The 15,100-nt window shown below is 74.2% G+C and carries 15 protein-coding genes; 9 read left to right on the top strand and 6 right to left on the bottom strand.

Features of this window, described 5'->3' with window-relative positions; translation table 11 throughout:
• Positions 1–55: 55 nt before the first annotated feature.
• Complete coding sequence (locus IG86_RS0104455) at positions 56–643, top strand: hypothetical protein (RefSeq protein WP_107056201.1); 588 nt, start codon at positions 56–58, stop codon at positions 641–643.
• A gap of 40 nt (positions 644–683) precedes the next feature.
• A complete protein-coding gene (locus IG86_RS0104450; protein ID WP_030894775.1) occupies positions 684–1,640 on the top strand; it encodes a nucleotidyl transferase AbiEii/AbiGii toxin family protein in 957 nt (318 codons plus the stop codon).
• Here the strand turns inward: IG86_RS0104450 and IG86_RS0104445 are convergent.
• The 4 genes from IG86_RS0104445 to IG86_RS0104430 all read right to left on the bottom strand — a co-directional run bounded on the left by IG86_RS0104445 (position 1,637) and on the right by IG86_RS0104430 (position 5,734).
• Positions 1,637–3,712: a molybdopterin oxidoreductase family protein gene (locus tag IG86_RS0104445; protein WP_030894772.1), complete on the bottom strand. Its 2,076-nt coding sequence runs from the start codon at positions 3,710–3,712 to the stop codon at positions 1,637–1,639. The two genes, IG86_RS0104450 and IG86_RS0104445, sit on opposite strands and share 4 nt — an antisense overlap.
• A 68-nt stretch (positions 3,713–3,780) precedes the next feature.
• The gene (locus IG86_RS0104440; protein ID WP_199828679.1) at positions 3,781–4,155 is read right to left on the bottom strand and encodes a hypothetical protein; all 375 of its coding nucleotides are present in this window, start codon (positions 4,153–4,155) and stop codon (positions 3,781–3,783) included.
• A 125-nt stretch (positions 4,156–4,280) separates the two neighbouring features.
• On the bottom strand, positions 4,281–5,051 hold the full coding sequence (locus IG86_RS0104435; protein ID WP_030894770.1) for a glucose 1-dehydrogenase: 771 nt from the start codon (positions 5,049–5,051) through the stop codon (positions 4,281–4,283).
• Between the two features lie 68 nt (positions 5,052–5,119).
• On the bottom strand, positions 5,120–5,734 hold the full coding sequence (locus IG86_RS0104430) for a SanA/YdcF family protein (protein ID WP_244305769.1): 615 nt from the start codon (positions 5,732–5,734) through the stop codon (positions 5,120–5,122).
• Between IG86_RS0104430 and IG86_RS44120 the strand changes: the two genes are divergently transcribed.
• The 5 genes from IG86_RS44120 (at position 5,733) to dnaG (ending at position 11,651) form a co-directional block, all read left to right on the top strand.
• Positions 5,733–5,954 carry a hypothetical protein gene (locus tag IG86_RS44120; protein ID WP_030819380.1) on the top strand — a complete coding sequence of 74 codons (222 nt, stop codon included), beginning with the start codon at positions 5,733–5,735 and terminating at the stop codon, positions 5,952–5,954. The genes IG86_RS0104430 and IG86_RS44120 overlap by 2 nt on opposite strands.
• Before the next feature lie 272 nt (positions 5,955–6,226).
• On the top strand, positions 6,227–6,949 hold the full coding sequence (locus IG86_RS38335) for a sirohydrochlorin chelatase (protein ID WP_045936473.1): 723 nt from the start codon (positions 6,227–6,229) through the stop codon (positions 6,947–6,949).
• Between the two features lie 36 nt (positions 6,950–6,985).
• Positions 6,986–8,311 (top strand): deoxyguanosinetriphosphate triphosphohydrolase, encoded by a 1,326-nt coding sequence (locus IG86_RS0104415; protein ID WP_030819378.1) that lies wholly within the window; start codon positions 6,986–6,988, stop codon positions 8,309–8,311.
• 93 nt (positions 8,312–8,404) lie between these two features.
• Positions 8,405–9,679 carry an NAD(P)/FAD-dependent oxidoreductase gene (locus IG86_RS0104410; RefSeq protein WP_030657163.1) on the top strand — a complete coding sequence of 425 codons (1,275 nt, stop codon included), beginning with the start codon at positions 8,405–8,407 and terminating at the stop codon, positions 9,677–9,679.
• A 34-nt stretch (positions 9,680–9,713) separates the two neighbouring features.
• Complete coding sequence (dnaG, locus tag IG86_RS0104405; RefSeq protein WP_030819376.1) at positions 9,714–11,651, top strand: DNA primase; 1,938 nt, start codon at positions 9,714–9,716, stop codon at positions 11,649–11,651.
• A 159-nt stretch (positions 11,652–11,810) separates the two neighbouring features.
• Here the strand turns inward: dnaG and IG86_RS0104400 are convergent, their stop codons facing one another.
• Entirely contained in the window at positions 11,811–12,293 is a 483-nt protein-coding gene (locus IG86_RS0104400) for a gamma-glutamylcyclotransferase family protein (protein WP_045936472.1), read from the bottom strand.
• 336 nt (positions 12,294–12,629) lie between these two features.
• Here IG86_RS0104400 and IG86_RS0104395 point away from each other — a divergent pair, with 336 nt between their 5' ends.
• Entirely contained in the window at positions 12,630–13,172 is a 543-nt protein-coding gene (locus IG86_RS0104395; RefSeq protein ID WP_045936471.1) for a hypothetical protein, read from the top strand.
• Positions 13,173–13,301: 129 nt separating this feature from the next.
• Positions 13,302–13,931 carry a class F sortase gene (locus IG86_RS0104390; protein ID WP_030894762.1) on the top strand — a complete coding sequence of 210 codons (630 nt, stop codon included), beginning with the start codon at positions 13,302–13,304 and terminating at the stop codon, positions 13,929–13,931.
• Positions 13,932–13,945: 14 nt separating this feature from the next.
• Here IG86_RS0104390 and IG86_RS0104385 read toward each other — a convergent pair whose 3' ends face one another.
• Positions 13,946–14,722 carry a sulfite exporter TauE/SafE family protein gene (locus IG86_RS0104385; protein ID WP_030819368.1) on the bottom strand — a complete coding sequence of 259 codons (777 nt, stop codon included), beginning with the start codon at positions 14,720–14,722 and terminating at the stop codon, positions 13,946–13,948.
• Between the last annotated feature and the right edge of the window lie 378 nt (positions 14,723–15,100).

Genomic DNA, 15,100 nt, shown 5'->3' with positions numbered 1-15,100 from the left:
CCCCCCGCCGGGAACCCCGATGCGGATCGGACACATGTCCGAGATGATCGGCTCCATGCATGAGTACGAAACCCATGTGACGGTGCGCTGCGCGGACGCGGCGGAGCTGGCGCGGCTCGACGCCTGGGCCGCCGCACGGGAGTTGAAGGTGACCCACATCCAGCTGGCGCGGGGACGGATGGTGTCGCAGCCGATGCTGACCCTGCGGGACCGCACGGGCCACGAGCGGCTGGTCCCGCAGCTGCGGGCGGACGGCTTCGATCCGGTGCGGGTCAAGGTGGAGACGGTCCCCTGGACCACGGACCTCCCGGGGCCGGGCGGCGGCTACTTCGAGCACCACCTCGAACTGCTGCTGCCCGCGGACTTCGACCGGCCGGCGCTGGAGGCCCTGGTGGCGCCGCACGGGGCGCACCTGTCGTGGAACGCGCGCCGGGTAGGGGGCGGGGGCCGGCACACGCGGTTCGTGACGCAGCGGTGGCGCGGCGCCGCGGGGGCGGCCGGTGCGGGGGCGGCCTTCGACGCGCTGGTCCTGGAACTCGGCTCGGCCGGGTACGAAATGGGCTCGGGAGAGCGGGAGTTCGTGCTGTACGACAGTGACCTGTCGGTGGACGACGGGTGGCTCGAGACGGGCTCGGCCGTCTGAGCGGGAGGGGTGCGCGATGAGCTCGTGGCGGACGTTCGGGATGGACAGCACGCATCTGCCGAGGGAGCCCCTGGACGATGAGACGCGCGCGGCCCGGCACCTGCCGCTGACGCTGCGTCCGGTCGTCGGGGACGACGTGCGGCAGCGGGCGGTCTTCGACCCGTCGCTGCGGCACAACTTCCAGGGCTACCGGGCCGGTGACCCGGTCTTCGACGACCCGGAGCGGACCGTCGCCTGGGTGCGGGCGCGGCGCGCGGCGATGGATGCGGTCCTGCTGGCGGTCGCGGAGTCCGAGTGGCGGGACTCGCTGGTGCTGCGGGGCAGCGTGCTGCTCGCGGACCGGTTCGGGCAGGAGGCCCGGGAGCCGGGCGACCTGGACTTCGTGGTGGTCCCCGAGACCTGGCGGATGGAGGACGGCCGCACCGGCCGGATGCTGGACGGCATCGCGGCGGCGGCCGACGGACGGGCCGGGATCAAGGCCTCGGGGGCGGTGTCGGAGGAGATCTGGACGTACGACCGGGTGCCGGGGCGGCGCATGGTGCTGCCGTGGTCCGTGCCCGGCCTGCCGGACGGGCAGGTCCAGCTGGACTTCGTCTTCAACGAGCGGCTCCCGGTCCCGCCGGAGCCGGTCGAACTCGCCTGCGGTGCGGTGGTCCTCGCCGCGACTGCGGCTCTGTCGCTGGCCTGGAAGGTGCTGTGGCTCGTCAGCGACCGGCATCCGCAGGGCAAGGACCTCTACGACGCGGTCCTGCTGGCCGAACGGCACCGGCTGCCGAACTCCCTGCTCCAGGAGGTGTTCCGGCAGGCGGGCGAGGCCCCTCAGCCGAACCGGGACGTGGAGCTCCTCGACATCGTGCACATCGCCCCCGAGGGCTATGTGGGCGCCGAGTGGGAGCACTTCGCGGCGGAGTACCCGGAGCTGGCGGCTCCCGGCGACGAGGCCTTCCTGGCCCGGCTGGTGGAGGCCCTGCGTCCGACCTTCGGCGACGTCTCCTAGGCGGGCTCGACTCGGACCGCGCAGACCTTGAACTCCGGCATGCGGGAGATGGGGTCCAGGGCCGGGTTGGTCAGGGTGTTGGCGCGTCCCTCGCCCGGCCAGTGGAAGGGCATGAAGACCGTGTCCGCGCGGATGGCGTCGGTGATCCGCGCCGGGGCGACGGCGCGGCCGCGGCGGGAGGTGACCGCCAGGGGGCTGCCGTCGACCGCGCCGATGCGGGCGGCGAGGCGCGGGTGGAGTTCCACGAAGGGGCCGGGGGCGGCCTCGTTGAGCTCGTCCACCCGGCGGGTCTGGGCGCCGGACTGGTACTGGGCGACCACGCGGCCGGTGGTGAGCAGGAGCGGGTACTCCGCGTCGGGGACCTCGGCGGCGTCGCGGTGCGCGACGGGGACGAAGCGGGCCCGGCCGTCGTCCGTGGCGAAGCGGTCCAGGAAGAGGCGCTCGGTGCCGGCCGAGCCCTCGGGGCAGGGCCAGAAGACGCCCTGTCCGGACTCGATGCGGTCGTAGGTGATGCCCGAGTAGTCCGCCGGGCCGCCGGCCGAGGCGCGGCGCAGCTCGTCGAAGACCTCCTCGGGGGCGGTCGGGAAGCCCTTCTCGACACCGAGGCGGGCGGCGAGCCCGTGCAGGACGTCCAGGTCGCTGCGGACCCCCGGGGGCGGGGTCAGGGCGCGGCGCCGCAGCAGGACGCGGCCCTCCAGGTTGGTGGTGGTGCCGGTCTCCTCCGCCCACTGGGTGACGGGGAGGACGACGTCCGCGAGGGCGGCCGTCTCGGAGAGCACGACGTCGGCCACGGCGAGGAAGTCCAGTGAGCGGATCCGGTCCTCGATGTGCGCGGCGCGCGGCGCCGAGACCACCGGGTTGGAGCCCATCAGCAACAGGGACTTCACGTCGGTGCCGAGGGCGTCGAGGAGTTCGTAGGCGCTGCGGCCGGGCCCGGGGAGGCTGTCGGGGTCGACGCCCCAGACCCCGGCGACGTGCGCCCGCGCGGCCGGGTCGGTGAGCTTGCGGTAGCCGGGGAGCTGGTCGGCCTTCTGGCCGTGCTCGCGTCCGCCCTGGCCGTTGCCCTGGCCGGTGAGGCAGCCGTAGCCGGAGAGGGGGCGGCCGGCCCGGCCGGTGGCCAGGCACAGGTTGATCCAGGCGCCGACGGTGTCGGTGCCCTTGGACTGCTGCTCCGGGCCGCGGGCGGTCAGCACCATCGCGGAGTCCGGGGCGCAGAAGAGGCCGACCGCTTCGCGCAGGGCCGGGACCGGAACGCCGGTGATCCGTTCCACCAGCTCGGGCCAGTGGGCCATGGCGGCGGCCCGGGCCTCTTCCCAGCCGGTGGTGCGGGCGGCGATGAACTCCTCGTCGGTGCGGCCGTAGGCGACCACGAGGTGCAGGAGGCCGAGGGCGAGGGCGAGGTCGGTGCCGGGGCGCGGGGCCAGGTGCAGGTCGGCCTGTTCGGCGGTGCGCGTGCGGCGCGGGTCGATGACGATCAGGGTGCCGCCGTTGGCCTTGAGCTCGGTGAGGTAGCGCAGGGCCGGCGGCATGGTCTCGGCCAGGTTCGAGCCGACGAGGATCACGCAGCCGGTCCGGGGGATGTCCTCCAGCGGGAAGGGCAGGCCGCGGTCGAGCCCGAAGGCCTTCTGGTGCGCGGCGGCGGCCGAGGACATGCAGAAGCGGCCGTTGTAGTCGATCTGCGAGGTGCGCAGGGCGACGCGGGCGAACTTGCCGAGCGCGTACGCCTTCTCGTTGGTGAGGCCGCCGCCGCCGAAGACGCCGACCGCGTCCGGTCCGTACGCGTCGGCCGTGCGGGCGAGGCCCGCGGCGACGGCGTCGAGGGCCTCCTCCCAGGTGGCCGGTTCGAGCCGCCCTGCGTGGGTGCGGACGAGCGGCTCGGTCAGGCGTACCCGGGAGGAGAGCACGGCGGGGGCGGTGCGGCCCTTGCCGCACAGCGCGCCCCGGTTGACCGGGAAGTCGGCGCGCTCCTCCACCGTCACGCCCGCGCCGCCCGGCTCGGGGCGCAGGTTCATCCCGCACTGCAGCGCGCAGTAGGGGCAGTGCGTGGCGGTGGTGGCTCCCGGGGTGTGCATGCGGTCCAGCGTGCGTCGGGGGTGTTACGCGCGCCGCCGCCCCGCGTTACGGCTCGGGGTGCTCCGCCTCAGCACGGCGCGCCGCCCCCGGTGAGGGCCGCGGCGAAGGCTGCGGTGAGGGCCGGCCGCAGCTCGGGCCGGTCGAGGACCTCCACGAACATGATCCGGCCGTGGACGACGTCGAGGATCAGGTACCCCCGGGCCGGGATCAGCGCCACGTTGCGGTGACCGGGCCCGTAGGGCGTTCCCGGCCGGTGGGGCTCGGTGCGGAAGCTCTGGCAGAAGTCGTCGCCGCAGCCGCAGTCGGCGAGGAGGCGGAGGTCGTGGGCGCAGATGGCGAGATCGCGTTCGCCCTCCTCCTCCAGCAGCCGCACGAGTTCGGCGCTCAGCCCGGGGAGGACGTCGCGCAGCAGGGGCGCGGTGGTGTGGTCGTCCTTTTGCACAGGGCGGACCGTAGCCCTGCGCCCCCGTCGACGGCACGCGATTATGCGGCCGCGGGACGGCGCGAGCAGGGCGGGCGGCGAGTGCGGCGGGCGGCGAGTACCGCGGGCGGGAGCCGCCGGGCGGGTCAGCGGCCCGTCAGGTGTTTCACCGTCAGGCCCGCCGTCCAGCCGCCGTCCACCGCGAGTTCGGCGCCCGTCATGTATCCGGCGGCGTCGGAGAGCAGGAACGCGACGGCGGCGGCCACCTCCTCGGGGACGCCGACGCGGCCCATGGGGGCGCCCGGGTAGTTGCCCTCGCCGGCCTGGATGCCGACCGGGGCGGTCATGGGGGTCAGGGTCATGCCGGGGTGCACGGAGTTCACGCGGATCCCCGCCTCGGCGAGCTCGACCGCGCCGATCTTCGACAGGCCGCGCACGCCCCATTTGGAGGCGCCGTAGCCGGCGGTGAGCGCGAGACCGGTCAGCCCGGCGGCGGAGGAGATGTTGACGACGGACCCGCCGCCGTGGGCGCGCAGCAGCGGGATCGCGGTCTTGATCCCGATGAACGCACCCACCAGGTTGATCTCGACGACGCGGCGGAAGCTGTCGACGCTCTCGTGCTCCAGCAACTGGCCGGAGGCTATGCCGGCGTTGTTGACGAGGCCGTCGATCCGGCCGAACTCGGCGACCGCGTACTCCAGCGCCGCCGACCAGTCGGCCTCGCTCGTCACGTCGTGCCTGGTGAAGCGTGCCGCGCCGCCGAGCTTCGCGGCGGTCTCGGCGCCCTCCGCCTCCAGCACGTCGGTGATCAGCACCCGGCCGCCGCCGTCGACGACGGCCTGCGCCGCCGCGGCGCCCAGACCGCGGGCTCCGCCGGTGATGACGACGACCTTGCCGCTCAGATCCACAACAGCCACGGTCCACACCCCTGACGCTCGTAACCGACCGAACCGGCATATGACTAATCGGTATATCCAGCGGTGCGTCAGTCTGCCAGAGCCGCCAACGCCCGCGACACCCCTTGTTCCTTCGGTCCCAGGAAGTGCGGTGCGGGCTTGAAGGCCGCGTCCAGAACCGCCTTGCCCGAGGCGAAGAACTCGCGCGCCTGGCCGTAGTACCAGGTGGCGTCGTGCACGTCGGCCACCCCGACGCCGTACGAGTCCAGGCCCGCCGCCTGGCACAGGGCGACGGCCCTGCGTATGTGGAAGCCCTGGGTGACCAGCACGGCCCGCTCGACCCCGAAGATCTCCTTGGCCCGCACACAGGAGTCCCAGGTGTCGAAGCCGGCGTAGTCGCTGACGATCTGCGTGTCCGGAACCCCGTGTTCGGTCAGGTACCGGCGCATGGCGTCGGGCTCGTCGTACTCCCTGCGGCTGTTGTCCCCGGTGACCAGCACCACCCTCACCTTGCCCGTGCGGTACAGCTCGGCGGCGGCGTCGAGCCGGTCGGCGAGATACGGGGTCGGCCGCCCCCGCCACAGACCGGCCCCGAACACCACCGCCACGTCCGCGGGGGGCGCGTCGGCCGTCGTCCGCAGACGGTCGGAGGCCGACGCGTGCGTCCACGCCGACGGGAGCAGCGCCAGCACACAGGCCGCCATGACGGCCTGCACCGCCAGCCGCCTGCCCGGGACCCCCCGCAGCCGCGGTGGCCACCCCGGCACCCTCGGCCGCCGGTCCGCCACCGCCCCCACCAGCGCCCGCGCCCCCGCTCTCACCCTCGCCACCGCCCGCACCCTCATCCGGCCCTTGATCTCCATGACGCCCCTCCCGGACACCGCCCGCACCGCACACCGTTCGCACACCGTTCGCACACATTGACGATCACCGCCCGGCCCGGAGTTCCGCCGTCGTCCCCTTTCACTCGTACGAACGACCGAGTGAGCACCCCGCAAACACCCGTCACCCCGGCGCAACGCACCCGCAATGTCCGACCCGCAGGATCGGTTCATGACGGAGCCGGTGCACCCTCCCGACAGCCTCTCCCTCCCGTTCGGCAGCACGGCCGAGCTGCTGGCCCGGATCACAGCCCAGCTCGGCACGCAGCTCAGCGGACTGCGACCGCCCCGCACCCGCCCCCTCGGAGACCGCCCATGCAGCAGCCCACCCTCGTCGCCGTGGCCCACGGCAGCCGCGACCCGCGCGCCCTGCGCACCGCCCTCGCCCTCCTCGAACGGGTCCGCGAGCTCCGCCCGCGCCTCGACGTCCGGCTCGGTCACATCGAGCTGAACGAGCCGCTGCTCGACGACACCCTGCGCGCGACGTCCGGCGCGGCCGTGCTCGTCCCGCTGCTGCTCGGCCGGGGGTACCACGTCAAGCAGGACCTCCCCGCGGCCGCCGCCCGGGCCACCCACCTGGACACCCGGGTGGCCGCACCGCTGGGCCCCCACCCGCTGCTCGTCGAGGCCCTGTACGAAAGGCTCGTGGAGGCCGGCTGGACCGCCGGCGCCGCCGTGGTGCTCGCCGCCGCCGGCTCCCGCGACCCCGACTCGGCCGCCGACACCCGCCGCACCGCCGCCCTGCTCTCCGGACGCCTCGGCGGCGTCCCGGTGGTGCCCGCCTACGCCTCGGCCGCCACGCCCAGCGCCCCCGAGGCCGTCCGGGCCCTCGCCGCCCGCGGCCACCACCGGATCGCCGTGGCCTCGTACTTCGCCGCTCCCGGCCGGTTCGCCACCCAGACCGCCGCCGCCTCGCCCGCCCTCGCCGCCGCCCCGCTGGGCGACCACCCCGCTCTGGCCCGGCTGTTGCTGCGCCGCTACGACGAGGCCCTGGGCCGTCCCGCCGCCCGCCCCCGGCCGGAACTCGTCTCCGCCTGATCCCGGTTTGTCAGTCGTTGCGGTTACCGTCTTGTCATGGAAGGCACCGCGCACGCCCCCGCAGACGACCTCTACTCGCCCTACGACCCCGCCGACACCGAGCGCTGGGCCACCGAGCCCGACAAACGGCCCGGGCGCACCGCCTTCCAGCGTGACCGCGCCCGCGTGCTGCACTCCGCCGCGCTGCGCCGCCTCGCCGGGAAGACCCAGGTGGTCACCCCCGGTTCCCGCTCGTACGACTGGGACGCCAGCCCCCGTACGCGCCTGACCCACTCGCTGGAGTGCGCCCAGGTGGGACGGGAGCTCGGCGCCGCGCTCGGCTGCGACCCCGACCTCGTCGAGGCCGCCTGCCTCTCGCACGACATGGGCCACCCGCCCTTCGGCCACAACGGCGAGGAGGCGCTCAACGAGTTCGCCAAGGACTGCGGCGGCTTCGAGGGCAACGCCCAGTCGCTGCGCCTGCTGACACGGCTGGAGCCCAAGCGGTTCGTGCCCGACCAGGCGAGCGGGCGGCCGGTCAGCGTCGGCCTCAACCTCACCCGGGCCTGCCTGGACGCCGCCACCAAGTACCCGTGGGCCCGCGGCGGCCACCCGACCGACCCCGACTCGGTCAAGTTCGGGGCGTACGAGGACGACCTGCCCGTCTTCGAGTGGCTGCGGCTCGGCGCGCCCGCCGACCGCAAGTGCTTCGAGGCCCAGGTCATGGACTGGGCGGACGACGTCGCGTACTCCGTCCACGACTTCGAGGACGGCCTGCACGCCGGGCACCTCGACCCCAACCTCCTGTTCGCCGAGCCCGAACGGGCCGCGATCTGGCAGGTCGCCATCGGCCGGTACGTCCCCGCCGACACCTCCCCGGAGGAACTGCGCGCCGCCCTGGACCGGCTGATGGAGCAGGAGTGGTGGCCGCACGGGTACGACGGTTCCGCCGTCGCCCAGGCCCGCCTGAAGGACGCCACGAGCCAGCTGATCGGCCGTTTCTGCCTGGCCGCCGAAGGAGCCACCCGGGAGGCGTACGGCTCGGGCCGCCTCACCCGCTACGGGGCCGAACTGGTGGTCCCGCGCGAGGCGCGCCACGAGTGCGCGGTGCTCAAGGCGGTCGCCGACCTGTACGTCATGCAGCGCGACGAGCAGGAGCGCATCCGCGCCGACCAGCGCATCGTCCTGGCCGAACTGGCCGAGGCGCTCAGCGCCCGCGCCCCCGAGGGCCTGGACCCGCAGTTCCGCGCCATCTTCGACGCCGCCGCGGACGACAAGGCCAGGAAGCGGGCGGTCATCGATCAGATCGCGTGTCTCACCGACGCTTCCGCCCGTTCCCTCCACGCACGTCTCACCCGGCGCACCCGACGCGCCGAAGGGTGAGCTGATCGAGCCACTCCCCCTTCACGCGGCAGGCTCAGTGCGGGACGCTCGCATGTGGTCGCATGTGGCGTAGAGGTTATGAGGAGGCATCAGGTGGTCGACGCACACCGGACATTCGTCATCGTCGGCGCGGGGCTCGCCGGGGCGAAGGCGGCCGAAACGCTGAGGTCGGAGGGGTTCACGGGGCGGGTGATCCTGATCGGCGACGAGCGTGACCATCCCTACGAGCGCCCCCCGCTGTCCAAGGGGTACCTGACGGGCAAGGAGGAGCGGGAGAGCGTCTTCGTCCACGAGCCGTCGTGGTACGCGGCCTCCGACATCGAGCTGCACCTCGGCCAGCCGGCCGTCCACCTCGACCGGGAAGCCAAGCGGGTGGTCCTCGGGGACGGCACGGTCGTGCACTACGACAAGCTGCTGCTGGCCACCGGCGCCGAGCCGCGCCGGCTGGACATCCCCGGCACCGGGCTGGCCGGGGTGCACCACCTGCGCCGGCTCGCGCACGCCGAGCGGCTGCGCCACGTCCTGGCGGGCCTCGGCCGGGACAACGGCCACCTGCTGATCGCGGGCGCCGGGTGGATCGGACTGGAGGTCGCCGCCGCGGCCCGCGGGTACGGCGCCGAGGTGACCGTCGTCGAACCGGAGGCCACCGCGCTGCACGCCGTGCTCGGTCCCGAGATCGGCCGGCTCTTCGGCGACCTGCACGCCGATCACGGGGTCCGCTTCCACTTCGGGGCCCGGCTGACCGAGATCGTGGGCCAGGACGGCATGGTGCTGGCCGCCCGTACGGACGACGGGGAGGAGCACCCCGCGCACGCGGTGCTCGCCGCGATCGGGGCCGCGCCGCGGACGGCGCTCGCCGAGACCTCCGGGCTGGCCCTGGTCGACCGGGAACACGGCGGCGGCATCGCGGTGGACGCCTCACTGTGCACGTCCGACCCGGACGTCTACGCGGTCGGCGACGTGGCGGCCGCGCACCACCCGGCGCTCGGGACCCGGCTGCGGGTCGAGCACTGGGCCAACGCGCTGAACGGCGGCCCGGCCGCCGCCCGGGCGATGCTGGGACAGCCGGTCAGCTACGACCGGGTGCCGTACTTCTTCTCCGACCAGTACGACGTGGGCCTGGAGTACTCCGGATACGCCCCGCCCGGCGGCTACGACCAGGTGCTGATCCGCGGGGACGCCGGCAAGCGGGAGTTCATCGCCTTCTGGCTGTCCGAGGGGCGGGTCCTCGCCGGAATGAACGTGAACGTGTGGGACGTCACCGAGCACATCCAGGCCCTGATCAGGTCAAAGGCCCCCGTGGACCGCGAGGCCCTCGCGGATCCGTCGGTTCCGCTTTCCTCGCTGGTTCCGGCGGAGGGGGCCTGACGGGTTTGTCCGCGCCCGGCCGTAGACTTCACGGGTGGCAGGACGGATCAACGACGACGACGTGAAGGCGGTACGGGACGCGGTCCCGATCGACGCCGTGGTCTCCGACTACCTCCAGCTGCGCAACGCGGGCGGCGGCAACCTCAAGGGCCTGTGCCCCTTCCATGACGAGAAGTCCCCTTCCTTCCAGGTCAGCCCGAGCAAGGGGCTCTACCACTGCTTCGGCTGCCAGGCGGGCGGGGACACCCTCGACTTCGTCATGAAGATCGACCACCTCTCCTTCTCCGAGGCGGTCGAGCGCCTGGCCGGCCTGGCCGGGATCACCCTGCGGTACGAGGAGGGCGGCTACACCGCCGGCACCAGCGGCCGCGGCGAGCGCATCCGGCTGGTCGAGGCGCACAGGGCGGCCGCCCTGTTCTACGTCGACCAGCTGGACGGCCCCGAGGCCGAGATCGGCCGCAAGTTCCTGGCGGAGCGCGGCTTCGACCAGGCCGCGGCCGCCCACTTCGGCGTGGGGTACAGCCCTGCCGGATGGGACCACCTGACGCGCTTCCTGCGCGGCAAGGGCTTCACCGACAAGGAACTGATCACCTCCGGGCTCGCCCAGGACAGCCGCAGCGGCAAGCCGATCGACCGCTTCCGCGGCCGGCTGATGTGGCCGATCCGCGACATCAGCGGCGAAGTGGTCGGCTTCGGCGCGCGCAAGCTGCGCGACGACGACAACGGGCCGAAGTACCTGAACACCCCCGAGACGGCGATCTACAAGAAGTCCCAGGTCCTCTACGGCATCGACCTGGCGAAGAAGGAGATCGCGAAGACCTCGCGGGCCGTGGTGGTCGAGGGCTACACGGACGTGATGGCCTGCCACATGGCCGGCGTCACCACCGCGATCGCGACCTGTGGCACCGCCTTCGGCGGCGACCACATCAAGATCCTGCGCCGACTGCTGATGGACAACGCCACCGCCGAGGTGATCTTCACCTTCGACGGCGACGCGGCGGGCCAGAAGGCCGCCCTGCGCGCCTTCGAGGACGACCAGAAGTTCGCGGCCGAGACCTCGATCGCGATCACCCCGGGCGGGATGGACCCCTGCGACCTGCGCCTCGCGCAAGGGGACGCGGCGGTGGCCTCCCTGGTGGACTCCCGCACTCCGCTGTTCGAGTTCGCGCTGCGCCACATCGTCGCCCGGCATAACCTGGAGAACCCGGCCGGGCGGGCCGCCGCCCTGGACGAGGCGGCTCCGGTCGTCGCCAACATCAAGAACATCGCCATCCAGCACGAGTCCGCGGTCCAGCTGGCGGGCATGCTGGGCATCCGCGACGAGCAGTTCGTGGTCAAGCGGGTCGCCCAGCTCGCCCGGTGGGCACGGGAGCGCGGCCAGGGCGGCGGGCCGCAGGGCGGACAGCACGGCGGCCCTCAGCGGGGCGGTCCGCAGCGCGGCCGGCCCTCCTACGAGGCCGATGAGGCGCCCGCCGCCCAGCCGGCCGGCGGCCCCGCGCTGAACCTGCGCAGCCCCGCGCACCGCACCGAGCGCGAGCTGCTGAAGCTGGCCCTCCAGCGGCCCGCCCTGGTCTCCCCGGCCTTCGACGCGTACGGGATGGACGAGTTCACCGCCCCGCCCTACGCCGCCGTGCGCCAGGCGATCCTGGACGCGGGCGGCGCCGCGCTCGGCACCGAGGACTACCTGGCGCGGGTGCGCGAGGCCGCCCCGAACGACACCGTGCGCGCCCTCGTCACGGAGCTGGCGGTCGAGGCGATCCACGCGAAGACGGTCGACGAGGTCTACGCCGGGGTCCAGCTGGTCCAGGTGCGGCTGCGGGCGGTCGACCGCCGGGTCCACGAGATCCAGGGCTCGCTGTCCCGGCTGGGCGCGCAGGCCCCGCCGGAGCAACTGGCGGCGGTCCAGGAGGAGCTGTGGGTCCTCCAGCAGTACGGCCAGCGCCTGCGCAACCGCGGCGCCGAAGGGCTCTAGGGGGTGTCCGGCGGATCAGGGTCGGACAGGCCGGGCTGTCCTGTGGCGTGGATTGCAAGGCGGAGGAGGCAGTCGATGCGGAGCGTCGGCGACCGACGACAACGCGGCAAGGCGCGGCACCGGGCGGGCCGGGCCCGGCCATGATCCGCCGGACACCCCCTAGTCCGGCTCCAGGGAGTGCCGGGACGGCTTGCCGGAGCGGTTGAACCAGTCGCCCCCGGGTATCTCGGTCCCGCGTTCCCGCAGGTCGCGGGCGATCAGCGGGGACGCCAGATAGACCCAGGCGCGGACGGCGGTGCCGTCGGGGCGCAGGGCGTCGCGGACGATCCGGTCGTAGACGTTCCCGGGCCGCCCGGGGCCCTCGTACTCCTCCAGCTGGTCCAGCGCGGCCAGCAGCGCCCCGTAGCCGCCCGGCGCCGCGGTGATCAGCTCCCCGACGACGGTGGCGCCCGGCCGGTGGACGGCGTACGGATAGCCAGGGCCGTCGTAGAGGACCACGTCCGGCAGGGTGGCGGGCTCCTCGGAGGCGGTGCGGCCGCGCAGGAACAGGTCGTGGTTGACCTCGCCGGGGCGCAGGGTCCCGTACACGAAGAACGGAAGCGGAACGGTGGTCGTCTCTTGCGGCCGTTCGACCGGTGTCACGGAGCCCTCCCTCGGCTGCGGCGCGGCGCTTCGCGGCCGGGGCCCGGAGTCCCGGCTCCGCCGCGCCCCACCACCGTAACCACCGCCGTCGCGCAACCGCCCGGCGCCCGTGGCCCGGGCCGGGCGGCGTCGGACCCCGCTGTGGCCGACGGCCGTCCGGGTCACTCGGTCACCCGGACGGCGCGGGCGGCCCGGATGGCCCCACGCCCATTCTGACCTGCACGAACGCCCGCCGTCGGCAGACGGCGGGGCAGACCTGACGGGACATCAGCAGGCGGGCGGCGGGCGGGCCGGGTTTCCTCGGATACACGACCCCGTGTCTTCAGGGAGAGTCCCATGCGCCGACGTACCGCACACGTGCTGACCGCGACCGCGCTGACCGCCGTCGCGTTCGCCGGACCGGTCGCCGGCGCGGTCGCCGCCGCGGACCTCGGCATGGTCGGCTTCGCGCCCGGGGACTTCGCCGCGCTGGAGGTCTGGCCGAAGTCCGCCGCCCCCGGAGCGACCGTCACCGTGAACACCACCGCCTGCGGCCCCGGCAGCCACGCCGACGGCGATGCCACCACGGTCGGCGGCGGCCGGTTCAAGCTGGTCCCGGGCACCCACAAGGAGGTGGTCGTGGGGCAGTTCCAGGTGGCCCGCGGCACCCGCCCCGGCACCTACGGCATCGGCGCGACCTGCGCGAACGGCAAGTTCGCGACGGGCGACCTGGTGGTCACCGAACGCGGCCCGCAGGGCCACGTCAACACCGGGGTGGGCGGTGGCACGACCACCACCACCGACCCCGCCAAGATCGCGGCGGGAGCGGCCGTACTGGCCGCGACCGCCGTCGGCGGTACCTGGCTCCTGCGTCGCCGGGCGAGCGGCACGCGGAGCTGACGGACGCCCACCGCGGCTCCGGCCGCGGTCCGACCGGTACCGTCCCCCGTCGCCCGCCCCGCGAGGTCCCCCCGTTCGCGGGGCCGGGCGACGGCCAGTCACCTCGGACGAGAGGCGGAGGGGGTGCGCATGGCCGGCGACTTCCGTCCGACCGCCCGCCACGGCGGACTCGTCGCGCTCGCCGCCTGCATCGGCATCTGGCTGGTGACCAGTGGTTCCCGTGAGCCGGTCGGGCCGCCCCTGCCCTCCCCCGCCGAGGCCCTGACCGCCGCCGGCGCCGTCGGCCCCGGCATCGCCCCGCTCCCCGGCTCGCCGCCCGGCCGGATCAGGATCCCCTCCATCCGGGTGGACGCCCCGCTGATCGGGCTCGGGCTGGACCGGGCCGGTCACCTCGAAGTGCCTCCGCCCGACCGGCGGGACCTCGCCGGCTGGTACCGCGAGGGCACCACTCCGGGCGCCACCGGTACCGCGGTGATCGCCGGGCACGTGGACGACTCCGCCGGGCCGGCGGTCTTCTACCACCTGGGCGCACTGCGCCGCGGCGCCTCGATCGAGGTCCCGCGCGCGGACGGCCGGACGGCGGTGTTCACGGTCCACGCGGTCGAGGTCCACGACGCCAGGACCTTCCCCGACACCCGCGTGTACGGCCCTTCGTCGCGTGCCGAGCTACGGGTGATCACCTGCGGCGGCGGGTTCTCTCCGCGTACGGGTTACCGCGGCAACGTGGTCGTCTTCGCGCACCTCACCGGGACGTACTGAGCGGTGCGGGGCGGTCAGCCCCACTGCTCCAGGCCGAGCTTGACCACCAGCGCGCCGACCACGGTGAGCAGCACGCCGCGGACGAAGCCGCTGCCCTTCTTGAGCGCCATGCGGGCGCCGATCATGCCGCCGGCCAGATTGAACACCGCCATCAGCGCGGCCAGCTGCCACAGCACCATGCCCTGGTAGGCGAACATCGCGAGTGCCCCCGCGTTGGTGCAGCAGTTGACGATCTTGGCGGTGGCGGAGGCCGTGACCAGGTCGAGGTGGAGCAGGGCCGTGAGCGCGAGCACCAGGAAGGTGCCGGTGCCCGGCCCGATGAGGCCGTCGTAGAAGCCGATGCCGAGGCCGGCGAGACCGATGGCGAGCAGGACCCGCGCCCGGCTGACGGGCGAGGTGGAGGGGGCGGTGCCGAAGCCGGGCCGGAAGAGCACGAAGCCGGCGACGATCACGAGCACCACCATGATCATCGGTCGGAGCGCGTCCTTGCTGATGCCGCCGGCGAGTGCGGCGCCGCCCATCGATCCGGCGAGCGCGGCCAGACCGATGCGGACGGCGAGCTTCACGTCCACCGGAGCCTTGCGGACGTAGGTCACGGCCGCGCCGGCCGTGCCGACGATGGCCACCGCCTTGTTGGTGCCGAGGACGGTGGCGGGATGCGCGTTGGGCAGGCCCAGCAGGAGCGCGGGCAGGAGCAGCAGGCCGCCGCCGCCCACCACCGCGTCGATCCAGCCCGCCGCCGCGGCGGCCACGCACAGCACGATGATCATGGTCGTTGATATGTCAGGCACGTACCGACCCTATGGAGCTGTCGGGTGCAGTGGCCATTCAATTCCCGGAAACTTGCGCAAAGGTTGAGCTTTGCCGGGCGGGGGCCCGGTCCGGGGCCACCGGAGCGGCCGGGTCCACGACCGCCGTGAGCGCGCTGGCGGCCAGCACACTGGCGGCCCCCAGCCCCGCCGCGAGCCGCCCCGCCGGGGGTACGCGGGCCAGTGCGGCCAGTACGGTCCGCACCGGCGAGGGTCTGCGGGGCTTGCGGTGCCGGGCGGCGGGCGCCGGGGCCGTGACTGCGACGGGCACGGACAGGGCGACGTGCAGCGGGTGACGCACGGGGCGGGACTCCTCAGGGACGCGCGAAAGGGGAGGGACGGGGAGGGACGGGGAGGGAC

This window comes from Streptomyces virginiae (genome assembly GCF_000720455.1).
GTDB classification, from domain to species: domain Bacteria; phylum Actinomycetota; class Actinomycetes; order Streptomycetales; family Streptomycetaceae; genus Streptomyces; species Streptomyces virginiae.
This window is presented reverse-complemented; position numbering and strand designations above follow the sequence as displayed.